The 22,951-nt window shown below is 55.5% G+C and carries 17 protein-coding genes; 14 read left to right on the forward strand and 3 right to left on the reverse strand.

The window, feature by feature from the left end; all coding sequences use genetic code 11:
• The first annotated feature begins 246 nt into the window (after positions 1–246).
• From thiB to thiQ, 3 genes are read left to right on the forward strand one after another with little or no spacing between them, the layout of a single operon-like run.
• Entirely contained in the window at positions 247–1,230 is a 984-nt protein-coding gene (gene thiB, locus KE671_RS10440) for a thiamine ABC transporter substrate binding subunit (RefSeq protein ID WP_206162893.1), read from the forward strand.
• Positions 1,206–2,816 carry a thiamine/thiamine pyrophosphate ABC transporter permease ThiP gene (gene thiP / locus KE671_RS10445; RefSeq protein WP_206162894.1) on the forward strand — a complete coding sequence of 537 codons (1,611 nt, stop codon included), beginning with the start codon at positions 1,206–1,208 and terminating at the stop codon, positions 2,814–2,816. Before thiB ends, thiP begins: the two co-directional genes overlap by 25 nt.
• Complete coding sequence (gene thiQ / locus KE671_RS10450; protein ID WP_206162895.1) at positions 2,800–3,501, forward strand: thiamine ABC transporter ATP-binding protein ThiQ; 702 nt, start codon at positions 2,800–2,802, stop codon at positions 3,499–3,501. Before thiP ends, thiQ begins: the two co-directional genes overlap by 17 nt.
• A 65-nt stretch (positions 3,502–3,566) precedes the next feature.
• On the opposite strand, the gene KE671_RS10455 is transcribed toward thiQ, so the two are convergent.
• Positions 3,567–4,334 carry a DedA family protein gene (locus tag KE671_RS10455; RefSeq protein WP_206162896.1) on the reverse strand — a complete coding sequence of 256 codons (768 nt, stop codon included), beginning with the start codon at positions 4,332–4,334 and terminating at the stop codon, positions 3,567–3,569.
• Between the two features lie 85 nt (positions 4,335–4,419).
• Positions 4,420–5,298, reverse strand: a complete 879-nt coding sequence (araC, locus tag KE671_RS10460) for an arabinose operon transcriptional regulator AraC (RefSeq protein WP_206162897.1) — start codon at positions 5,296–5,298, stop codon at positions 4,420–4,422.
• 340 nt (positions 5,299–5,638) lie between these two features.
• Here araC and araB point away from each other — a divergent pair, with 340 nt between their 5' ends.
• The 6 genes from araB (at position 5,639) to rluA (ending at position 15,798) form a co-directional block, all read left to right on the forward strand.
• Positions 5,639–7,348, forward strand: a complete 1,710-nt coding sequence (gene araB / locus KE671_RS10465; RefSeq protein WP_206162898.1) for a ribulokinase — start codon at positions 5,639–5,641, stop codon at positions 7,346–7,348.
• A gap of 10 nt (positions 7,349–7,358) precedes the next feature.
• Positions 7,359–8,861: an L-arabinose isomerase gene (araA, locus tag KE671_RS10470; RefSeq protein WP_206162899.1), complete on the forward strand. Its 1,503-nt coding sequence runs from the start codon at positions 7,359–7,361 to the stop codon at positions 8,859–8,861.
• 93 nt (positions 8,862–8,954) lie between these two features.
• A complete protein-coding gene (araD, locus tag KE671_RS10475) occupies positions 8,955–9,650 on the forward strand; it encodes an L-ribulose-5-phosphate 4-epimerase (protein WP_206162900.1) in 696 nt (231 codons plus the stop codon).
• 84 nt (positions 9,651–9,734) lie between these two features.
• The gene (polB, locus tag KE671_RS10480) at positions 9,735–12,086 is read left to right on the forward strand and encodes a DNA polymerase II (protein ID WP_206162901.1); all 2,352 of its coding nucleotides are present in this window, start codon (positions 9,735–9,737) and stop codon (positions 12,084–12,086) included.
• A gap of 134 nt (positions 12,087–12,220) precedes the next feature.
• Positions 12,221–15,127, forward strand: a complete 2,907-nt coding sequence (rapA, locus tag KE671_RS10485; protein ID WP_206162902.1) for an RNA polymerase-associated protein RapA — start codon at positions 12,221–12,223, stop codon at positions 15,125–15,127.
• Between the two features lie 11 nt (positions 15,128–15,138).
• Entirely contained in the window at positions 15,139–15,798 is a 660-nt protein-coding gene (gene rluA / locus KE671_RS10490; protein ID WP_206163236.1) for a bifunctional tRNA pseudouridine(32) synthase/23S rRNA pseudouridine(746) synthase RluA, read from the forward strand.
• A 191-nt stretch (positions 15,799–15,989) separates the two neighbouring features.
• On the opposite strand, the gene djlA is transcribed toward rluA, so the two are convergent.
• On the reverse strand, positions 15,990–16,805 hold the full coding sequence (gene djlA, locus KE671_RS10495; RefSeq protein WP_206162903.1) for a co-chaperone DjlA: 816 nt from the start codon (positions 16,803–16,805) through the stop codon (positions 15,990–15,992).
• A gap of 255 nt (positions 16,806–17,060) precedes the next feature.
• Between djlA and lptD the strand changes: the two genes are divergently transcribed.
• From lptD to apaG, 5 genes are read left to right on the forward strand one after another with little or no spacing between them, the layout of a single operon-like run.
• The gene (lptD, locus tag KE671_RS10500) at positions 17,061–19,415 is read left to right on the forward strand and encodes an LPS assembly protein LptD (RefSeq protein ID WP_206162904.1); all 2,355 of its coding nucleotides are present in this window, start codon (positions 17,061–17,063) and stop codon (positions 19,413–19,415) included.
• Positions 19,416–19,468: 53 nt separating this feature from the next.
• On the forward strand, positions 19,469–20,755 hold the full coding sequence (surA, locus tag KE671_RS10505) for a peptidylprolyl isomerase SurA (protein WP_206162905.1): 1,287 nt from the start codon (positions 19,469–19,471) through the stop codon (positions 20,753–20,755).
• Positions 20,755–21,744, forward strand: coding sequence for a 4-hydroxythreonine-4-phosphate dehydrogenase PdxA (gene pdxA, locus KE671_RS10510; protein ID WP_206162906.1), 990 nt, complete (start codon positions 20,755–20,757; stop codon positions 21,742–21,744). The genes surA and pdxA overlap by 1 nt, the downstream gene beginning before the upstream one ends.
• Positions 21,741–22,562: a 16S rRNA (adenine(1518)-N(6)/adenine(1519)-N(6))-dimethyltransferase RsmA gene (gene rsmA, locus KE671_RS10515; RefSeq protein WP_061076396.1), complete on the forward strand. Its 822-nt coding sequence runs from the start codon at positions 21,741–21,743 to the stop codon at positions 22,560–22,562. Before pdxA ends, rsmA begins: the two co-directional genes overlap by 4 nt.
• Positions 22,563–22,564: 2 nt before the next feature.
• Complete coding sequence (gene apaG / locus KE671_RS10520; protein ID WP_206162907.1) at positions 22,565–22,942, forward strand: Co2+/Mg2+ efflux protein ApaG; 378 nt, start codon at positions 22,565–22,567, stop codon at positions 22,940–22,942.
• Positions 22,943–22,951: the final 9 nt, after the last annotated feature.

A 22,951-nucleotide genomic window follows, 5' to 3' on the forward strand; every position in this document is an offset into this window, starting at 1 on the left:
CAACGGGGTGCTAATTAAACATACATAAAATCATTCCAGCTGCATCAAGGCGGCAAGCGAGTGAATCCCCAGGAGCATAGAACACTATGTGACTGGGGTGAGCGAACGCAGCCAACACAGAGGCTGCTTGAATGATGAAGTGTATGGGCTGAGAAAATACCCGTCGAACCTGATCCGGATAACGCCGGCGAAGGGATTTGAGGCTACCGCTCAAAATCCTTTGCCACCCATCTTTTGAGGTGCAAAGTGTTGAAAAAATATCTTCCCCTTATACTCCTGTGCGCAGCGCCTGCTTTCGCAAAACCCGTTCTCACCGTCTACACCTACGACTCGTTCGCCGCTGACTGGGGCCCTGGCCCGGCGGTTAAAAAAGCCTTTGAAGCCGACTGCAACTGCGAGCTGAAACTGGTGGCGCTTGAAGATGGCGTTTCACTCCTCAACCGCCTGCGGATGGAAGGGAAAAACAGCAAGGCCGACGTGGTGCTGGGGCTGGATAACAACCTGCTGGAAGCGGCGACGCAAACCCAGCTGTTCGCGAAAAGCGGTGTCGCCAGTGAGGCAGTCAATGTCCCTGGCGGCTGGAAGAATGACACCTTCGTCCCGTTTGATTACGGCTACTTCGCTTTCGTGTATGACAAAAACAAACTCAAAAACCCGCCGAAGAGCCTGAAGGAACTGGTCGAGAGCGATCAAAAATGGCGGGTGATTTATCAGGATCCACGCACCAGCACGCCAGGACTTGGGCTGATGCTGTGGATGCAGAAAGTGTATGGCGATAAAACACCGCAGGCATGGCAGAAACTGGCAGCAAAAACCGTCACCGTCACCAAAGGCTGGAGCGAAGCTTATGGCTTGTTCCTGAAAGGTGAAAGCGATCTGGTGCTGAGCTACACCACCTCTCCGGCGTATCACATCATCGAAGAGAAAAAAGAGAACTACGTGGCAGCCAACTTTAGCGAAGGCCATTACCTGCAGGTGGAAGTCGCCGCGCGTACTGCGGCCAGTAAGCAGCCTGAACTGGCAGAAAAGTTCCTCAAATTCATGGTCTCACCCGCGTTTCAGAATGCGATACCGACCGGCAACTGGATGTATCCGGTGGCGAATGTCACCCTGCCTGCCGGATTTGAACAACTGACGAAACCCGCAACGACCCTGGAATTCACATCAGCGGAAGTGGCGGCACAACGTCAGGCATGGATTAGCGAATGGCAACGCGCCGTCAGCCGTTAATTGCCGGCTGGCTGATACCGGGCCTTTTTGCCGCCACGCTGATGGTGGCGGTGGCGCTGGCCGCTTTTCTGGCATTGTGGTTCAACGCACCGCAGACGGCGTGGTCCTCGTTGTGGCAGGACAGTTACCTGTGGCACGTGGTGCGCTTTTCCTTCTGGCAGGCCTTCCTGTCGGCGGTGCTTTCTGTCGTTCCGGCCATCTTCCTGGCCCGCGCGCTCTATCGCCGCCGCTTTCCGGGGCGACTGGCGCTGCTGCGCCTGTGCGCCATGACGTTGATCCTCCCGGTGCTGGTCGCGGTGTTCGGTATTCTCAGCGTCTATGGACGTCAGGGGTGGCTGGCCGCGCTCTGGCATATGCTTGGGCTGGAGTGGACCTTCTCGCCATACGGTTTGCAGGGCATCTTGCTTGCCCACATCTTTTTTAATCTGCCGATGGCAAGCCGACTGCTGTTGCAGTCGCTGGAGAATATCCCCGGCGAGCAGCGTCAGCTTGCCGCCCAGTTGGGTATCCGTGGCTGGCAGTTCTTCCGCTTTGTCGAGTGGCCGTGGCTGCGCCGCCAAATCCCGCCGGTCGCGGCGCTAATTTTTATGCTCTGCTTTGCCAGCTTTGCCACCGTACTGTCGCTGGGCGGAGGTCCGCAGGCGACGACCATTGAGCTGGCCATTTATCAGGCATTGAATTTCGACTACGATCCCGCCCGTGCAGCCATGCTGGCGTTGATCCAGATGGTGTGCTGTCTGGCGCTGGTGCTCCTCAGTCAGCGGTTGAGTAAAGCTATCGCTCCCGGCACTACGCTGGTTCAGGGATGGCGCGATCCGGACGATCGGCTATACAGTCGCTTAACCGATACGCTGCTGATCGTCCTCGCGCTGCTGCTGTTACTCCCACCGCTGCTGGCGGTGATGGTCGACGGGGTGAATCGCCATCTACTGGACGTACTCGCACAGCCTATCTTGTGGCAGGCGGTGTGGACTTCGCTGCGTATTGCGCTGGCGGCAGGTCTGCTGTGCGTGATCCTGACGATGATGCTGCTGTGGAGCAGTCGCGAACTGCGCGCCCGTCAGCAGATGCTGGCAGGACAAGCGCTGGAGCTAAGCGGGATGCTGATTCTGGCGATGCCAGGCATCGTGCTGGCCACCGGCTTCTTTCTGCTGCTCAACAACAGCATCGGCCTGCCGGAGTCCGCTGACGGCATCGTGATTTTCACCAATGCGCTAATGGCCATTCCCTATGCGCTGAAAGTGCTGGAAAACCCAATGCGCGATATTACCGCCCGTTACACCACACTGTGTCAGTCATTAGGGATTGAAGGCTGGCAGCGGCTAAAAGTGGTGGAACTGCGCGCATTGAAGCGTCCTCTGGCGCAGGCGCTGGCCTTTGCCTGCGTGCTATCTATCGGCGATTTTGGCGTAGTGGCGCTGTTCGGCAACGATGATTTCCGCACTCTGCCGTTTTATCTGTATCAGCAAATTGGTTCTTATCGCAGTCAGGATGGCGCCGTGACTGCGCTCTTGCTGCTGATCCTGTGCTTTATCTTATTTACCGTTATTGAGACGTTACCGGGGCGAAATGCTAAAACTGACTGATATCACCTGGCTCTATCACCATCTGCCCATGCGCTTTACGCTGTCCGTGGCGCGCGGTGAACAGGTCGCGATTCTGGGGCCAAGCGGCGCAGGGAAAAGTACGTTGCTGAGTCTGATCGCCGGTTTCCTCACGCCTGCCCGCGGAACCCTGCTGATTGAAGGGGAAGACCACACCACCACGCCGCCGTCACGTCGTCCGGTTTCGATGCTGTTTCAGGAAAACAATGTGTTTAGCCATTTAAACGTTGAGCAAAACATCGGTCTGGGGTTAGATCCGGGACTTAAATTAAGCGCCGAACAAAAAGAGAAACGCCGACATATCGCGCAACAAATGGGGATCGAGACGTTGATGACCCGTCTGCCTGACGAGCTTTCCGGCGGTCAGCGCCAGCGTGTAGCACTGGCGCGTTGTCTGGTGCGCGAACAACCGGTCCTGCTGCTCGACGAACCCTTTTCAGCTCTCGACCCCGCGTTACGCCAGGAGATGCTGACCCTGGTAAGCGATATTTGCCACGCCCGGCAGCTGACGCTGCTGATGGTTTCACACAGTGTCGAAGATGCGGCGCGTATCGCCCCGCGCTCAGTCGTCGTCGCCGACGGTCGCATCGCGTGGCAAGGCAAAACAGATGACTTACTGAGTGGCAGAGCCAGCGCCTCAGCGCTGTTGGGAATTAAGGCTGGCTAAATGGTGGTGCCGGATGGCGCTGACGCTTATCCGGCCTTCGGGATACACGCCATCTGGCAGAAATATCAGTAGCCCACCACTTTTTGCAGAATATCGATATACACCGGCATTAGCGGGTGGCGGAGCAATGTCACCAGCGCGACAATCCCCATCCCCAGCACCACGGGAGCCAGCCAGAGCAGACGACCTTTTGGCAGGTAGTGGGTTAAGCGGTCCGTCGCGGCTTTTCCGCTACGCCACAGGCGCCAGCACAGCCAACCACCGAACCACAACAGGACGGCTGTCGCCAGCAAAAGCCACTTAAACTCACCGCTTTGCATTCCCGCCGGAATATCAATTGCCGCACCGGCCAGAATCCCCGGCAGAAAGTAGAACGGCGGCCAGAGCAGGCAGCCAATGATATTGGGCGTGATAAATTTCGCCACCGGCAAATCCAGCATGCCGGCGACCATCGGCACCAGCGGGCGTGTTGGTCCGACAAAGCGCCCAACCAGAATGGTGAACATACTATGCTGATGCAGCGCGTGCTCGGTTTTATCCAGCAGCGCCTTGTTCTTCTTCAGGAACGACCAGCGATGCAGTGGTTTTTTGAAGCGCCAGCCCAGCCAGAACGAAATCCAGTCGCCCAGCAGACAGCCGATAATCCCCGCCAGCCAGGCATGCCAGAAGTTGAGTTCCCCACTACCAATCAGCGCGCCAAGTCCGGCCATCAGGACCGTTCCCGGTAGAATCAATCCCACCAGCGCCAGCGATTCCAGGAAAGCGACCAGCGCCACGGCAATCAACGCGTACATGGCGGACTGGAGAATGAAGTGTTCCAGAAATGCTTGCATAAGGCGTCCGTCAGATTTACGAAACAGGGATTCTGCTAACCCATCCCTGCTTCGTCAAGGCATCAATTGACTGAATAGTTACAGGTTATGACATCTTCACGGGCACATCATTCACTTTTTCTTCACAACCGGCACGGAACTCGCTCGGACTGGCACCGGTACATTTTTTAAAAACGCGGGAAAAATAGAGCTGATCGTCGAACCCGACATTGCGTCCGACGGTGGCAATCGGCATGCGTGTCGTACTGAGCAGTAGTTTCGCCTGACTGATTCGCTGATCCTCACGCCAGCTCAATACGCTGATACCCAACTGCTGCCGGAACAGGTGAGACAGGCGCGATGGCGACAGGCAGACGTGCTGGGCTACGCTTGCGATATCAAAATGACTGTCCGCCAGATGATCGCTGATGTACTGACAAGCATCGCGCACGCGGTTATCCATTGGCGGGTGCAGCGAGGCGTTGATCGCTTCCATACGCCGCAGCAGTAACTGTTCCAGCAGGTTGATCGCCAACAGTTCAGAGTAGCGGCCTTCCCCCTGTCCGGCGTGGATAATCTGGCCGAACAGCTCATTAAAGTGCGGCTGATGCGCTTCGTCCGGGCGGAAGAAACCAGTCTGCGCAAAAATGGATGGCCAGGTCAGCCACTCCTGCCAGTAGGCGCGGGGACGAAAGTAAACCCACTGGTGATACCACTCGCTGGCATTCGGATGGCGTCCGTAGTGATGAATTTCGCCTGGCGGAAACAATAAAATGTCACCGGGTCGGCAAACAAACTCTCTGCCCTGATTTTTAATCACCCCTTCCCCCCGAATCGTGAGGTTAAGGATATAGCCTTTCATCCCCAACGGCCTGTCGATAAAAAAATCCAGATACCCGTTGGCGTCTATCGGCGTTAAACCGGCGACCAGATGCGCGTTAAACGAGTACCCTGGCAGGAGAGGGTCATTTTGCGGTTCAGCCATAATTTCACGACTCCCGAGGTTCGGTGAGGAAACAAATTGTCCATATTACGCAGGACGGCATGGTTTACGCCCCGCCTTGTCGCCGCACCATTACGAGCGGCCCCATCAATCCCGCTTGTGAAAAGCATTATGTCACGACTCTACGCGATGACTGCGGCAAAAACGGGTAACAAAAGTGTCTATAACTGGAGCAGAAATGTCCACATTGATTATTTGCACGGCGTCACACTTTGCGATGCCATAGCATTTTAATCCATAAGATTAGCGGATCCAACCTGACGGTTTTTTTCCCTACTCACTACTGTTTCTCCATACCCGTATTTCTGGATGGAGCAAGAGGATGGCAATTGCAATTGGCCTCGATTTTGGCAGTGATTCTGTGCGCGCGCTGGCAGTGGAATGCGCCACCGGCGAAGAGATCGCCACCAGCGTTGAGTGGTACCCACGCTGGCAGGAAGGACGTTTTTGTGACGCCCCGAACAACCAGTTCCGCCATCATCCCCGCGACTACATGGAATCGATGGAAGCCGCGCTGAAAAGCGTACTGGCAGAACTCAGCGCGGCGCAACGCGCGGAGGTCGTTGGGATTGGCGTCGACAGTACGGGCTCAACGCCAGCGCCGATTGACGCCGATGGTAATGTGCTGGCGCTCAGGGAAGAGTTCGCGGAAAACCCAAACGCGATGTTCGTTCTGTGGAAAGACCACACGTCAGTGGAAGAAGCCGAAGCCATCACCCGTTTGTGCCATACGCCGGGCAACGTCGATTACTCCCGCTACATCGGCGGCATTTACTCCAGCGAATGGTTCTGGGCCAAGATCCTCCATGTCACCCGTGAAGACAGCGCGGTTGCCCAGGCCGCTGTCTCCTGGATTGAACTGTGCGACTGGGTGCCTGCCCTGCTTTCTGGCACCACGCGCCCGCAGGATATCCGCCGGGGTCGCTGTAGCGCCGGGCATAAATCGCTGTGGCATGAAAGCTGGGGCGGTCTTCCACCCGCCAGTTTCTTCGACGCACTCGATCCGCTGATTAACCAGCATTTGCAATACCCTCTGTTTACAGACACGTTCACTGCCGATCTGCCGGTTGGAACGTTGTGTCGCGAATGGGCGCAGCGTCTCGGCCTGCCGGAAAACGTCGTCATCTCCGGTGGCGCGTTCGACTGCCATATGGGAGCCGTTGGCGCAGGCGCGCAGCCCAATACGCTGGTGAAAGTGATTGGAACCTCAACCTGCGACATCCTGATTGCGGATAAACAGAGCGTCGGCGAGCGCGCGGTGAAAGGCATCTGTGGGCAAGTCGATGGCAGTGTGGTGCCCGGTTTTATCGGTCTGGAGGCGGGCCAGTCTGCCTTTGGCGATATCTACGCGTGGTTTGGCCGTATTCTCGGCTGGCCGCTGGAGCAACTCGCCGCGCAGCACCCGGAACTGAAAGCGCAAATAAACGCCAGCCAGAAACAACTGCTGCCAGCATTAACAGAAGCCTGGGCGAAAAATCCGTCGCTGGATCACCTGCCGGTGGTACTTGACTGGTTTAACGGTCGCCGTACGCCAAACGCAAATCAGCGTCTGAAAGGGGTGATGACCGATCTGAATCTGGCCACAGACGCCCCGGCGATGTTCGGCGGGCTGATCGCCGCCACCGCCTTTGGCGCAAGGGCCATTATGGAATGCTTTACCGAACAGGGTATTGCGGTCAACAACGTCATGGCGCTGGGGGGCATCGCCCGGAAAAACCAGGTCATTATGCAGGCCTGCTGCGATGTCCTGAACCGTCCACTACAAATCGTCGCCTCCGATCAGTGCTGTGCGCTGGGCGCGGCCATCTTCGCCGCTGTGGCGGCCAACGTGCATGCCGATATCCCTGCGGCGCAGCAAAAAATGGCCAGCGCGGTGGAAAATACCCTGCAACCACGCCCCGAACAGGCACACCGTTTTGAACAGCTTTATCGCCGCTACCAGCAGTGGGCGGTAAGCGCTGAGCAACATTATCTCCCGACTGCCACCCCGGTTAATACCGCGCCGGTTGACCAGGCAACCCTGACTCACTAAGGACACGACAATGACTATTTTTGATAACTATGAAGTGTGGTTTGTAATTGGCAGCCAGCATTTGTACGGCCCTGAGACGCTGCGTCAGGTCACTCAGCACGCTGAGCACGTCGTCAAGGCGCTGAACACCGAAGCGAAATTGCCCTGTAAACTGGTGTTAAAACCGCTGGGGACATCGCCGGATGAGATCACCGCCATTTGCCGGGACGCGAACTATGACGATCGTTGCGCGGGTCTGGTGGTCTGGCTGCATACCTTCTCTCCAGCCAAAATGTGGATCAACGGCCTGACGATCCTCAACAAGCCGCTGCTGCAATTCCACACGCAGTTCAACGCCGCCCTGCCGTGGGACAGCATCGATATGGACTTTATGAACCTGAACCAGACTGCGCACGGCGGTCGGGAGTTCGGCTTCATTGGCGCGCGTATGCGCCAGCAACACGCGGTAGTCACTGGTCACTGGCAGGATCAACAGGCTCACCAACGTATCGGTGCCTGGATGCGTCATGCGGTATCGAAACAGGATACCCGTCATCTGAAAGTATGCCGTTTTGGCGACAACATGCGTGAAGTGGCGGTCACCGATGGCGATAAAGTCGCCGCGCAGATCAAGTTCGGCTTCTCGGTCAATACCTGGGCGGTGGGCGATCTGGTTCAGGTGGTGAATTCCATCAGTGACGGCGACATCAATGCCCTGGTTGATGAATACGAAAGCTGCTACACCCTGACCGCGGCCACTCAGGTTCACGGTGAAAAACGTCAGAATGTGCTGGAAGCAGCGCGTATTGAGCTGGGCATGAAGCGCTTCCTGGAACAGGGCGGATTCCACGCGTTCACCACCACTTTTGAAGATTTGCACGGTCTGAAACAGCTTCCGGGGCTAGCCGTACAGCGTCTGATGCAGCAGGGCTATGGCTTTGCTGGCGAAGGCGACTGGAAAACTGCCGCTCTGCTTCGCATCATGAAAGTGATGTCAACCGGTCTGCAGGGCGGCACCTCCTTTATGGAGGATTACACCTACCACTTCGAGAAAGGCAACGATCTGGTACTGGGTTCCCACATGCTGGAAGTGTGCCCGTCGATCGCCGTGGACGAAAAACCGATCCTCGACGTCCAACATCTCGGCATCGGCGGTAAAGACGATCCCGCTCGCCTGATCTTCAATACCAGAACCGGCCCGGCAATCGTGGCCAGCCTGATTGACCTTGGCGATCGCTTTCGTCTGCTGGTCAACTGCATCGACACCGTGAAAACGCCACACGCATTGCCGAAACTGCCGGTCGCCAACGCGCTGTGGAAAGCCCAGCCGGATCTGCCCACCGCTTCTGAAGCGTGGATCCTGGCCGGCGGCGCGCACCACACCGTCTTCAGCCATGCGCTGGATCTCAACGACATGCGTCAGTTTGCTGAAATGCACGATATCGAAATCACCGTGATTAATAACGATACCCGCCTGCCCGCCTTCAAGGACGCGCTGCGCTGGAACGAGGTGTATTACGGCTTTAAACGTTAAGCGAATGGTTGCCTGATGGCGCACGCTGCAGGGCCTACCTCTCTGCGTAGGCCTGATAAGGCGTTTACGCCGCCATCAGGCAGGGAGAAAAATATGCTTGAAGATCTTAAACGCCAGGTGTTAGAAGCCAATCTGGCACTGCCGAAACATAACCTGGTTACTCTCACCTGGGGCAACGTCAGCGCGGTGGACCGCGAGCATGGCGTCTTTGTTATCAAACCTTCCGGCGTCGATTACAGCGTAATGGCCGCAGAAGATATGGTGGTGGTCAGTATCGACACGGGTGAAGTGATTGAAGGGACTAAAAAGCCGTCATCAGATACCCCGACCCATCGCTTGCTGTACCAGGCGTTCCCTTCCATTGGCGGCATTGTGCATACCCATTCACGTCATGCCACCATCTGGGCGCAGGCCGGGCAATCCATTCCGGCAACGGGTACCACGCACGCCGACTATTTTTACGGTGCCATTCCCTGCACCCGCAAAATGACCGACCACGAGATTAACGGCGAGTATGAGTGGGAAACAGGCAAGGTGATCGTCGAAACCTTTAAGATGCATGGGATCGGCGCGGCCCAAATGCCCGGCGTGCTGGTTCATTCGCACGGCCCCTTCGCGTGGGGGAAAAATGCCGAGGATGCCGTGCATAACGCCATCGTCCTGGAAGAAGTGGCCTATATGGGCATTTTCTGTCGCCAGCTCGCGCCGCAGCTACCGGATATGCAGCAAACGCTGCTGGATAAACACTATCTGCGCAAGCACGGGGCTAAAGCCTATTACGGGCAATAGTACTGCTAATGACTGTATAAAACCCCAGCAAAACATTCTCAACCAGGCTATAATCAGGCCTGGTTTTTTGTTTGGATAAACAGCGTGGCGCAGGCAGGTTTTATCTTAACCCGGCACTGGCGGGATACGTCTCAGGGAACAGAAGTTTCATTCTGGCTGGCAACAGACAGCGGGCCTTTGCAGGTCACGCTTGCGCCGCAGGAATCCGTGGCGTTTATCCCTACCGCGCAAATCCCCCGCGTCAGCTCGTTATTAAGCAGTGAAAATGGCTACCGCCTGACCCCGCTCAGCCTCAAAGATTTCCATCGTCAGCCGGTTTCGGGTCTTTACTGTCGCTCGCATCGTCAGCTAATGCGCCTGGAAAAGCTGTTGCGTGAGAATGGCGTGACGGTTTATGAAGGCGATGTCCGCCCGCCAGAACGTTATCTGATGGAACGCTTTATCACCTCGCCGGTGTGGGTTGAAGGCGAGACGCGCAATGGTGCGATTGTCAACGCGCGATTAAAACCCCATCCCGACTTTCGTCCGCCGCTCAAATGGTTGTCTCTTGACATTGAGACCACCCGTCACGGTGAGTTGTACTGCATTGGCCTGGAAGGCTGCGGGCAGCGCGTTGTTTATATGCTCGGCCCCGAAAATGGCGATCCATCAGCGCTCGATTTCCAGCTTGAGTACGTCAACAGCCGCCCGCAACTGCTGGAAAAGCTAAACGAGTGGATTGCCCGCCACGATCCCGACCTCATTATCGGCTGGAATCTGGTGCAATTCGACCTGCGCGTGTTGCAAAAACATGCTGAACGTTATCGAATCCCGTTACGTTTTGGTCGTGATAACAGTGAGCTGGAATGGCGTGAGCACGGCTTTAAAAATGGCGTCTTTTTTGCTCAGGCTAAAGGACGGCTGATCGTTGATGGTATTGAGGCGCTGAAATCTGCCTTCTGGAATTTCTCGTCGTTTTCGCTGGAGACCGTTTCACAGGAGCTGCTCGGGGAAGGTAAATCGATCGATAATCCATGGGATCGCATGGATGAGATCGACAGACGCTTTGCCGAGGATAAACCTGCGCTCGCCACCTATAACCTGAAAGATTGCGAGCTGGTGACGCGAATCTTTCATAAAACCGAGATCGTGCCATTCTTGTTAGAACGTGCCACAGTCAACGGATTACCTGTCGATCGTCACGGCGGTTCGGTCGCCGCGTTCGGTCACCTCTACTTCCCGCGTATGCACCGCGCCGGGTACGTCGCGCCAAATCTCGGTGAAGTGCCGCCTCACGCCAGTCCCGGCGGTTACGTGATGGATTCGCGCCCCGGTTTGTATGATTCGGTGCTGGTGCTGGATTACAAAAGTCTGTATCCCTCGATCATTCGTACCTTTTTGATCGACCCTGTCGGACTGGTGGAAGGGATGGCGCACCCGGATCCCGAACACAGCACTGAAGGATTTCTCGACGCCTGGTTCTCACGGGAAAAACACTGCTTGCCCGAGATCGTAACGTCTATCTGGCACGGGCGCGACGACGCCAAACGACAGGGCAACAAACCGCTTTCTCAGGCGCTCAAAATCATCATGAATGCCTTTTACGGCGTGCTCGGCACCACGGCCTGCCGTTTCTTTGATCCACGTCTGGCTTCGTCAATCACCATGCGCGGTCACGCAATCATGCGCCAGACCAAAGCGCTCATTGAAGCACAGGGGTATGACGTGATTTATGGTGACACCGACTCCACCTTCGTCTGGTTGAAACGCGCTCATACGGAAGAGGAAGCCGCGAAAATTGGCCAGTCATTAGTGGAGCACGTCAACGCCTGGTGGGCGCAGTCGCTACAAGAAAAGAACCTTACCAGCGCGCTGGAACTGGAGTATGAAACGCATTTCTGTCGCTTTCTGATGCCGACCATCCGCGGTGCGGATACCGGCAGCAAAAAACGCTACGCAGGCCTGATTCAGGAAGGCGAAAAACAGCGGATGGTGTTTAAAGGGCTGGAAACCGTGCGTACCGACTGGACGCCGCTGGCGCAACAGTTCCAGCAAGAGCTGTATCTGCGCATTTTTCGGCACGAACCCTACCAGGATTATGTTCGCGACACCATCGATCGGCTGATGGCGGGCGAGCTGGACGATCGTCTGGTTTATCGCAAGCGCCTGCGTCGACCGTTGAGCGAATACCAGCGCAACGTGCCACCGCACGTACGCGCCGCCCGTCTGGCCGATGAAGAAAACCTGAAGCGGGGACGTCCGGCGCAATATCAGAACCGCGGCACCATTCACTATGTCTGGACCCTGAATGGCCCGGAGCCAAAGGATTATCAACATTCGCCTCTGGATTATGAACATTACCTGACGCGCCAGCTTCAGCCTGTTGCGGAAGGAATTCTTCCCTTCATTGATGATAACTTTGCTACACTACTGACAGGCCAATTAGGGTTATTTTGACACGTGACGAATCCGTCGCCATCCATTACCATAGCGCCCTTTCCATTCCTGGACCCCATTTACCGTTCTGTCATAGCATCTCCCTGGCAGAGGGTGATTATTGCCTGCAATTAAAGATATAGAGCCGAACAAATATGCCTTTTACACTTGGTCAACGCTGGATCAGCGATACAGAAAGCGAACTGGGACTTGGAACCGTCGTCGCCATGGATGCGCGCACCGTCACTTTACTTTTCCCCTCTACCGGTGAAAACCGTCTGTATGCGCGCAGTGACTCCCCCGTGACCCGCGTGATGTTCAATCCTGGCGACACCATTACCAGCCATGAGGGCTGGCAGCTACAAATCGATGAAGTAACAGAAGAAAATGGTTTGCTTAGCTATATTGGTACCCGTCTTGATACCGAAGAAACCGGTGTGACGCTGCGTGAAGTTCTGCTCGACAGTAAACTGGCGTTCAGCAAACCGCAGGATCGTCTGTTTGCTGGTCAGATTGACCGTATGGATCGATTTGCGCTGCGCTACCGCGCACGTAAATTTCAGAGCGAACAGTACCGCATGCCGTGGAGCGGTCTGCGCGGTCAGCGCACCAGCCTGATCCCCCATCAGCTCAATATCGCCCACGACGTGGGCCGTCGTCATGCGCCGCGCGTACTGCTGGCAGATGAGGTGGGTCTGGGCAAAACCATTGAAGCCGGGATGATCCTGCATCAGCAACTGCTCTCTGGCGCGGCGGAGCGCGTGCTGATCATTGTGCCGGAAACCTTACAGCATCAGTGGCTGGTCGAAATGTTGCGCCGCTTCAACCTGCGTTTTGCTCTGTTTGACGACGAACGCTACGCCGAAGCGCAGCACGATGCCCTAAATCCATTTGAAACCGAGCAACTGGTCATCTGTTCGCTTGATTTCGCCCGTCGCAACAAACAGCGTCTGGAGCACCTGTGTGATGCCGAGTGGGATCTGCTGGTTGTCGATGAAGCTCACCACCTCGTCTGGAGTGAAGAAGCGCCGAGCCGTGAATATGTGGCGATAGAACAACTGGCGGAACGTGTGCCAGGCGTACTGTTGCTAACCGCCACCCCGGAACAACTGGGTATGGAAAGCCACTTTGCCCGTCTGCGCCTGTTGGATCCCAACCGTTTCCACGATTTCGCGCAATTTGTCGAAGAGCAGAAAAACTATCGACCGGTTGCCGATGCCGTCGCCATGCTGCTGGCGGGTAACAAGCTTAGCAATGAAGAGCTCAACATGTTGGGTGAGCTGATTGGCGAGCAGGATATTGAGCCGCTGTTGCAAACCGCGAACAGCGATCGCGACGGAGCGCAGAACGCACGTCAGGAACTGGTCTCCATGCTGATGGACCGTCACGGCACCAGCCGCGTACTGTTCCGTAACACCCGTAACGGCGTAAAAGGCTTCCCGAAACGCGAACTGCACACCATTAAGCTGCCGCTGCCGACGCAGTATCAGACGGCCATTAAAGTGTCCGGCATCATGGGCGCCCGTAAAAACGCCGAAGACAGAGCGCGCGATATGCTCTATCCGGAACAGATTTATCAGGAATTTGAAGGCGATACCGGGACCTGGTGGAACTTCGACCCGCGCGTTGAGTGGCTGATGGGCTACCTGACCAGTCATCGTTCGCAGAAAGTACTGGTGATCTGTGCGAAAGCAACCACTGCGCTGCAACTGGAGCAAGTACTGCGCGAGCGCGAAGGGATCCGCGCTGCCGTCTTCCACGAAGGGATGTCGATTATCGAACGCGACCGCGCCGCCGCCTGGTTCGGCGAAGAGGACAGCGGCGCGCAGGTGCTGCTGTGTTCAGAAATCGGCTCGGAAGGTCGTAACTTCCAGTTTGCCAGCAACCTGGTGATGTTCGACCTGCCGTTTAATCCGGATCTTCTGGAGCAGCGTATTGGTCGTCTCGACCGCATCGGCCAGGCGCACGATATCCAAATCCACGTCCCGTATTTGGAGAAAACGGCCCAGTCGGTGCTGGTTCGCTGGTATCACGAAGGGTTGGATGCGTTCGAACACACCTGCCCCACCGGCCGCGCTATTTATGACTCGGTTTACAGCAACCTGATTAACTATCTGGCGGCGCCAGAAGAGACAGAAGGCTTTGATGAGCTGATCAAAACCTGCCGCGAACAACATGAAGCGTTGAAAGCCCAGCTGGAACAGGGCCGCGACCGTCTGCTGGAGATCCACTCCAACGGCGGTGAAAAAGCGCAGCAACTGGCTGAAAGTATTGAAGAGCAGGACGACGACACCAGCCTTATCGCCTTTGCCATGAACCTGTTTGATATTGTGGGGATTAACCAGGACGATCGCGGTGAAAACCTGATTGTGCTGACGCCATCCGATCATATGCTGGTTCCGGACTTTCCAGGGCTGCCGGAAGACGGTTGTACCATCACCTTTGAACGTGACGTGGCGCTGTCGCGTGAAGATGCCCAGTTTATTACCTGGGAACACCCGCTCATTCGTAACGGCCTGGATCTGATCCTCTCCGGTGATACCGGCAGCAGCACCATTTCCCTGTTGAAAAATAAAGCGCTGCCGGTCGGTACGCTGCTGCTGGAACTGGTATACGTTGTGGAAGCTCAGGCGCCGAAACAGCTTCAGCTTAACCGCTTCCTGCCGCCAACGCCGGTGCGCATGCTGCTGGATAAGAACGGCAATAACCTCGCAGCGCAGGTGGAGTTTGAAACCTTCAACCGCCAGTTGAGCGCCGTTAACCGCCACACCGGCAGCAAGCTGGTCAACGCGGTGCAACAGGATGTTCATGCAATTCTGCAACTGGGTGAAGCGCAGGTTGAGAAGTCCGCTCGCGCCCTGATTGATGCCGCGCGTAATGAAGCAGATGAAAAACTGTCTGCTGAACTGTCGCGCCTGGAAGCGCTGCGCGCCGTCAACCCGAACATTCGTGATGACGAGCTCGCGGCGATTGAAAGCAACCGTCAGCAGGTGCTGGAAAGCCTGAACCAGGCGGGATGGCGTCTGGACGCGCTGCGTCTCATCGTCGTCACGCATCAGTAACGGAGTCGATTATGGGGATGGAAAACTACAATCCACCGCAGGATCCCTGGCTGGTGATCCTGTATCAGGATGAGCACATTATGGTCGTCAACAAGCCCAGCGGCCTGTTGTCCGTACCGGGTCGTCTTGAGGAACATAAAGACAGCGTAATGACGCGTATTCAACGCGACTATCCACAGGCGGAGTCCGTGCATCGTCTGGATATGGCGACCAGCGGTGTGATTGTAGTGGCCCTTACCAAAGCGGCAGAACGGGAGTTGAAGCGTCAGTTTCGCGAGCGCGAGCCGAAAAAACAGTATGTGGCGCGGGTATGGGGACATCCCGCGCCCGCCGAGGGACTGGTGGATTTACCGCTGATCTGCGACTGGCCGAATCGGCCGAAGCAGAAAGTGTGTTATGAAACCGGCAAAGCGGCGCAGACCGAATATGACGTCGTGGAGTTTATGGAAGATAACACCGCGCGCGTGGTGTTGAAGCCCATCACCGGGCGTTCGCACCAGCTGCGCGTCCATATGCTGGCGTTAGGCCACCCGATCCTCGGCGACCGTTTTTATGCGCCGCCAGAGGCGCTGGCAATGGCCCCGCGACTGCTGCTGCATGCCGAGATGCTGACCATCACTCATCCCGCTTACGGCAACAGCATGACCTTTAAAGCCCCGGCGGATTTTTAGCATCACCGCCGGATGGCGCTTCGCTTATCCGGCCTACGATCTGAATTTTAAGGTACAGACTTTCCTCACCGGGCGTTATTGGCGCAGCCAGTTTGAACACGGACAGCGCGCAACCGCAGGAGCGTACACGTAGTACGTGACTGTGGTGAGCACTGCCCAGGTTCAAAATGGCAAGTAAAATAGCCCGGAACTTACTTGAAACCTTTCTGCTCTTTAATTAGCTCGTACGCTTTCTGAATTTCCTGCGCTTTTTGCTTCGCCATTTCCATCATTTCGGGCGGCAGGCCTTTCGCCACCAGTTTATCCGGATGGTGCTCGCTCATCTGCTTACGGTAAGCGCGTTTAATGGTGGTCGCATCGTCGGTGGGCTTAACCCCCAGTACGTTGCAGGCATCCTCCAGCGTCGGGCCGCGCTGCGCCTGCTGCCAGCCACCGCCGCCGGACTGCTGCTGATAGCCGCCGCCAAACTGTGCGCCCCCCTGCATCATGCGCAGGAACTGATCGAACTGAGTACGGGAAATACCCAGCTCTTCGGCGATCACATACAGTACTTCACGCTCGTTGGGATGCAGCGAACCATCGGCAAACGCCGCCTGAATCTGAATTTCAAGAAACATGCGAATAAGATCGAAGCGACCAAAACAGACGCTACGAAACTGGCGCATTTTTTCACGTAACGGGTAATTATCTGATTTTCCGATACGAAACGCATTTTGCGCAGCCGATCGCGATTCACCGTGCAAATTCATCCGATCCATCAGCACATTAGCAACATGGATATCGGCTTCGGTAACGCGTCCTTTCGATTTAGTTAAGTGTCCCATCACCTCAAAGGTGGTGGCAAAAAACAGCGCCTGACGCTCGCGCTGGTTGGCAAACCACGCCATTTTTCGGCTGCGGGCTTTGTCGAACATGTGGCCTACCAACAGCCCCAGAACTACGCCCCAAAAGCCGCCGCCCATGATCAGCGCCACGGCCACGCCAATTATTTTTCCCCAGTACTGCATAGACTCCCCAATTTGTCTCACTCCCGGTGAGGCCAGGTCCCACAAAATAAGCGGCTTTCTACGATCTTTCGGCTACGGTCAATTGTGGGACATCGCCTATAATTTGCATTATCATACCTGTCATTCACAGCCGTGACTAACACCACTGACGCTATAGCGGCAGGATTAACACTAGCGCTAAGAACATGAGTAAGTTAGGCTGTGGCGGTTTGTCACGCGCGACGCTACTGATGATGGAACAATAAAATACAACGTATGAAAAAACGTATTCCCACCCTCCTGGCCACCATGATTGCCACTGCCCTTTACAGTCAACAGGGTCTGGCAGCCAGTCTCGCCTCACAATGTATGTTAGGCGTGCCAAGCTATGACCGTCCTCTGGTGCAGGGCGAGACAAATGAACTCCCCGTCACGATTAATGCCGATCACGCGAAAGGAAATTATCCTGATGACGCGGTGTTTACCGGCAATGTGGACATCATGCAGGGCAACAGCCGTCTGCAGGCCGATGAGGTGCAGCTTCATCAGAAAGAGGCTCAGGGCCAGCCTGAGCCCGTGCGTACCGTCGATGCGCTCGGCAACGTCCATTACGATGACAACCAGGTTATCCTGAAAGGACCGAAGGGTTGGGCGAACCTGAACACCAAAGATACCAACGTGTGGGAAGGCGACTACCAGATGGTGGGACGTCAGGGCCGCGGTAAAGCGGATCTGATGAAACAGCGCGGCGAGAACCGCTATACCATTCTTGAAAACGGGAGTTTCACCTCCTGTCTGCCGGGTTCGGATACCTGGAGCGTTGTCGGTAGCGAAGTGATCCATGACCGTGAAGAACAGGTTGCGGAAATCTGGAACGCCCGCTTTAAACTGGGTCCGGTGCCGGTCTTTTATAGTCCGTACCTGCAGCTTCCGGTGGGTGATAAACGCCGCTCCGGTTTCCTGATCCCCAACGCCAAGTATTCGTCAAAGAACTATTTCGAATTTTATCTCCCGTATTACTGGAACATCGCGCCAAACATGGATGCGACCCTGACGCCGCACTATATGCACCGTCGTGGCGGCGTGATGTGGGAGAATGAATTCCGTTACCTGAGCCAGGCTGGCGCTGGCCTGATGGAGTTCGACTATCTCAATTCCGATCGCGTTTACGAGGATGAACACCCGAACGATAGTAACTCGCGCCGCTGGTTATTTTACTGGCAGCATTCGGGCGTGATGGACCAGGTGTGGCGTTTCAACGTCGACTACACCAAGGTCAGCGACCCCAGCTACTTTAACGATTTCGATAACAAGTACGGTTCCAGTACCGATGGTTATGCGACGCAAAAATTCAGCGTCGGCTACGCGGTACAGAACTTTGACGCGACGGTCTCCACCAAACAGTTCCAGGTTTTCGATACGCGAAACAGTAACAGCTATTCGGCGCAGCCGCAGTTAGACGTCAACTTCTATCAGAACGATCTGGGTCCTTTCGATACCCGTATTTACGGTCAGGCCGTGCATTTTGTGAATACGAATGACAACATGCCGGAAGCGACGCGTCTGCACCTGGAACCGACCATCAACCTGCCGCTGTCAAATCAGTGGGGCAGCATCAACACCGAAGCGAAACTGCTGGCGACCCATTATCAGCAAACCAATCTGAAGTGGTACAACGCCAACAATGCAACTGACCTTGACGACTCCGCTAACCGCGTGATGCCGCAGTTTAAAGTCGACGGTAAGATGGTCTTTGAACGTGATATGAATATGCTCGCGCCGGGTTATACCCAGACGCTGGAGCCGCGCGCGCAGTATCTCTACGTGCCGTATCGCGATCAGAGTAAAATTTATAACTATGACTCCTCTCTGCTGCAATCAGACTATACCGGCCTGTTCCGCGATCGTACCTACGGTGGCCTCGACCGCATTGCTTCCGCTAACCAGGTCACGACCGGCGTCACATCTCGCGTTTATGATGACTCTGCCGTTGAACGTTTTAACGTTTCTGTTGGTCAAATCTACTATTTCACGGAGTCTCGCACCGGCGATGACAATATCCAATGGGAGAAAGATGACCAGACAGGTTCGTTAGTTTGGGCAGGTGACACCTACTGGCGTATTTCGGAACGCTGGGGCCTGCGCGGTGGGGTTCAGTACGACACTCGTCTGGATAGCGTAGCGACCAGCAGCTCCAGTATTGAATACCGTCGTGATGAAGATCGTCTGGTGCAGTTGAACTACCGTTACGCCAGCCCGGAATATATTCAGGCGACGTTGCCGTCGTACTATTCCACCGCAGAGCAGTACAAAAACGGGATCAACCAGGTCGGTGCTGTTGCCAGTTGGCCGATCGCTGACCGCTGGTCCATTGTTGGTGCTTACTACTATGATACCAACGTGAACAAAGCTGCCGACCAGATGTTAGGCGTGCAGTACAACTCCTGCTGTTATGCAATCCGCGTCGGTTATGAGCGTAAGCTGAACGGTTGGGATAGCGATAAAGAACACGCGGTATATGACAACGTGATTGGCTTTAACATCGAACTTCGTGGCCTGAGCTCCAACTACGGTCTCGGCACGAGCGAGATGTTGCGTTCCAACATTTTGCCATATCAAAACTCTTTGTGATCTGATTGATTTACCACGTAATCCGCAGTGCGGTTAATTGAAATGGAAAAAGTATGAAGAACTGGAAAACGCTGCTTCTCGGTATCGCCATGATCGCGAATACCAGTTTCGCTGCCCCGCAGGTAGTCGATAAAGTCGCAGCCGTCGTAAATAACGGTGTCGTACTGGAAAGCGACGTTGATGGCCTGATGCAGTCTGTCAAACTGAACGCCAACCAGGCAGGTCAACAACTCCCGGACGATGCTACGCTGCGTCATCAGATCCTGGAACGTCTGATCATGGATCAGATTGTCCTGCAAATGGGTCAGAAGATGGGCGTTAAAATCTCTGACGATCAGCTTGATCAGGCAATTGCCAATATTGCAAAACAGAACAACATGACGTTGGATCAGATGCGCAGCCGTCTGGCTTACGATGGTCTGAGCTACTCAACCTATCGTAATCAGATCCGTAAAGAAATGATCATCTCTGAAGTGCGCAATAACGAAGTGCGCCGCCGCGTGACGATCCTGCCGCAGGAAGTCGACGCGCTGGCGCAGCAGGTTGGCAATCAAAATGATGCCAGCACGGAGCTGAACCTGAGCCACATACTGATCCCACTGCCGGAAAACCCAACGTCTGACCAGGTGAACGAAGCTGAATCTCAGGCGCGTTCTATTGTCGATCAAGCCCGTAACGGCAGCGACTTCGGCAAACTGGCGATCACCTACTCTGCTGACCAGCAGGCGTTGAAAGGTGGCCAGATGGGATGGGGTCGTATTCAGGAACTACCAGGCATTTTTGCGCAGGCGCTGAGCACCGCGAAGAAAGGCGACATCGTAGGTCCAATTCGTTCCGGTGTCGGTTTCCATATCCTGAAAGTGAACGATATGCGCGGCCAGAGCCAGAGCATTTCTGTGACTGAAGTCCACGCTCGCCATATTCTGCTGAAGCCATCGCCGATCATGACCGATCAGCAGGCGCGTCTGAAGCTTGAGCAGATTGCAGCGGATATTAAGAGCGGTAAAACCACCTTTGCTGCCGCAGCGAAAGAGTTCTCTCAGGATCCTGGTTCAGCTAACCAGGGCGGCGATCTGGGCTGGGCGGCTGCGGATATTTTCGATCCGGCATTCCGTGATGCGTTAACCCGCATGAACAAAGGCCAGATGAGCGCACCGGTGCACTCCTCTTTCGGCTGGCACCTGATCGAACTGCTGGATACGCGTAACGTCGATAAAACCGACGCTGCGCAGAAAGACAGAGCTTACCGTATGCTGATGAACCGGAAGTTCTCAGAAGAAGCCGCAACCTGGATGCAGGAACAGCGCGCCAGCGCTTACGTTAAAATCCTGAGCAATTAATGACGGTTACGCAACGCGTAGTAATCACTCCCGGCGAGCCCGCCGGGATTGGTCCGGATCTCGTCGTTCAACTTGCCCAGCGCGACTGGCCGGTTGAACTGGTGGTCTGTGCCGACGCTTCCGTACTGACTGACCGGGCAGCTGTGCTCGGTCTTCCCCTCACGTTACACCCTTACTCCCCACAACGCACTGCCAAACCGCAGGCTGCTGGCACGCTTACGCTGTTACCGATCGCGCTTCGTGCACCTGTCGTTCCCGGGCTGTTAGCCGTGGAAAATGGCGAGTATGTGGTGCAGACGTTGGCACGCGCCTGTGACGGTTGTGTAGAAGGTGAATTTGCAGCGCTGATCACAGGCCCAGTGCATAAGGGCGTTATCAACGATGCGGGCGTGCCTTTCACCGGCCACACCGAGTTTTTTGAAGAGCGCTCGCAGGCGAAAAAAGTGGTGATGATGCTGGCGACGGAGGAGTTACGCGTCGCACTGGCGACGACCCACCTGCCGCTGCGTGATGTCGCCGATGCCATTACGCCAGCGCTACTGCACGAAGTGATAGGCATTCTGCATCACGATCTTCACACCAAATTTGGTATAGACGATCCGCGCGTGCTGGTCTGTGGCCTGAACCCACATGCCGGTGAAGGGGGGCATATGGGCAGCGAAGAGATCGACACGATCGTGCCGGTTCTCGATACGCTACGCGCTCAGGGAATGAAATTAATTGGCCCGCTACCGGCTGACACCTTGTTTCAGCCTAAATACCTGGAACATGCCGATGCCGTGCTGGCGATGTACCACGATCAGGGCCTCCCCGTGCTAAAATACCAGGGATTTGGTCGCGGCGTGAATATCACGCTAGGCCTGCCCTTTATTCGTACCTCGGTGGATCACGGCACCGCGCTTGAACTGGCGGGCCGGGGTGAAGCTGATGTCGGCAGTTTTATTACGGCGCTTAATCTCGCCATCAAAATGATTGTTAATACCCAATGAATAATCGAGTCCATCAGGGCCACTTAGCCCGTAAACGCTTCGGGCAAAACTTCCTCAACGATCAGTTTGTGATCGACAGTATTGTCTCCGCCATTAACCCGCAAAAGGGCCAGGCGATGGTCGAAATCGGCCCCGGTCTGGCTGCGTTGACGGAGCCGGTTGGCGAACGTCTGGATGCGCTGACGGTCATTGAACTTGACCGTGATCTGGCAGCGCGTCTGCAAACGCATCCCTTCCTGGGACCCAAGCTGACAATCTATCAGCAAGACGCCATGACCATGAATTTTGGCGAATTGTCTGAAAAGATGGGACAACCGCTGCGCGTGTTCGGTAACCTGCCTTATAACATCTCTACGCCGCTGATGTTCCATTTGTTTAGCTATACTGATGCCATTGCCGATATGCACTTTATGTTGCAAAAAGAGGTGGTGAATCGTCTGGTTGCAGGACCAAACAGTAAGGCGTATGGTCGCTTAAGCGTCATGGCGCAATATTATTGCAACGTGATCCCGGTGCTTGAAGTGCCGCCGTCCGCCTTCACGCCGCCGCCAAAAGTGGACTCCGCCGTGGTGCGCCTGGTGCCGCATACCACGATGCCCTACCCGGTCAACGATATTCGCCTGTTGAGCCGCATCACCACTGAAGCGTTCAACCAGCGCCGTAAAACGATTCGTAACAGCCTCGGCAATCTGTTCAGCGTTGAGGTCTTAACGGAACTGGGTATTGACCCGGCAATGCGAGCGGAAAATATCTCTGTCGCGCAGTACTGCCAGATGGCTAACTATCTGTCAGAAAACGCGCCATCGAAGGAGAGTTAAGCATGATCAATTCGCCCCGAGTGTGTATTCAGGTCCAGAGCGTCTATATTGAGGCGCAATCCTCACCTGATGATGAACGTTACGTTTTTGCCTACACCGTAACCATCCGCAATTTGGGGCGAGCGCCCGTACAACTACTGGGACGCTATTGGTTGATCACCAACGGTCATGGCCGAGAAACTGAAGTCCAGGGCGAAGGTGTGGTTGGAGTGCAACCGCACATTGCCCCTGGCGAAGAGTACCAGTATACCAGCGGCGCCGTGATCGAAACGCCGCTGGGCACGATGCAGGGTCATTACGAAATGATTGATGAGAACGGCGTCGCCTTTACCATCGATATTCCGGTTTTCCGACTCGCCGTTTCCACTCTCATTCACTAAAACAATAGC

Origin of the sequence: Citrobacter amalonaticus (assembly GCF_018252635.1) — a bacterium.
Taxonomy (GTDB): Bacteria; Pseudomonadota; Gammaproteobacteria; order Enterobacterales; family Enterobacteriaceae; genus Citrobacter_A; species Citrobacter_A amalonaticus_E.

Bases quoted from the DNA above. Each gene is read 5' to 3' on its own strand.
- thiQ (WP_206162895.1), top strand. From the start codon at position 2,800: ATGCTAAAACTGACTGATATCACCTGGCTCTATCACCATCTGCCCATG.
- araB (WP_206162898.1), top strand. From the start codon at position 5,639: ATGGCAATTGCAATTGGCCTCGATTTTGGCAGTGATTCTGTGCGCGCG.
- rsmA (WP_061076396.1), top strand. From the start codon at position 21,741: ATGAATAATCGAGTCCATCAGGGCCACTTAGCCCGTAAACGCTTCGGG.
- surA (WP_206162905.1), top strand. From the start codon at position 19,469: ATGAAGAACTGGAAAACGCTGCTTCTCGGTATCGCCATGATCGCGAAT.
- pdxA (WP_206162906.1), top strand. From the start codon at position 20,755: ATGACGGTTACGCAACGCGTAGTAATCACTCCCGGCGAGCCCGCCGGG.
- thiP (WP_206162894.1), top strand. From the start codon at position 1,206: ATGGCAACGCGCCGTCAGCCGTTAATTGCCGGCTGGCTGATACCGGGC.
- araC (WP_206162897.1), bottom strand. From the start codon at position 5,298: ATGGCTGAACCGCAAAATGACCCTCTCCTGCCAGGGTACTCGTTTAAC.
- lptD (WP_206162904.1), top strand. From the start codon at position 17,061: ATGAAAAAACGTATTCCCACCCTCCTGGCCACCATGATTGCCACTGCC.
- araA (WP_206162899.1), top strand. From the start codon at position 7,359: ATGACTATTTTTGATAACTATGAAGTGTGGTTTGTAATTGGCAGCCAG.
- apaG (WP_206162907.1), top strand. From the start codon at position 22,565: ATGATCAATTCGCCCCGAGTGTGTATTCAGGTCCAGAGCGTCTATATT.
- rapA (WP_206162902.1), top strand. From the start codon at position 12,221: ATGCCTTTTACACTTGGTCAACGCTGGATCAGCGATACAGAAAGCGAA.
- KE671_RS10455 (WP_206162896.1), bottom strand. From the start codon at position 4,334: ATGCAAGCATTTCTGGAACACTTCATTCTCCAGTCCGCCATGTACGCG.
- araD (WP_206162900.1), top strand. From the start codon at position 8,955: ATGCTTGAAGATCTTAAACGCCAGGTGTTAGAAGCCAATCTGGCACTG.
- rluA (WP_206163236.1), top strand. From the start codon at position 15,139: ATGGGGATGGAAAACTACAATCCACCGCAGGATCCCTGGCTGGTGATC.
- djlA (WP_206162903.1), bottom strand. From the start codon at position 16,805: ATGCAGTACTGGGGAAAAATAATTGGCGTGGCCGTGGCGCTGATCATG.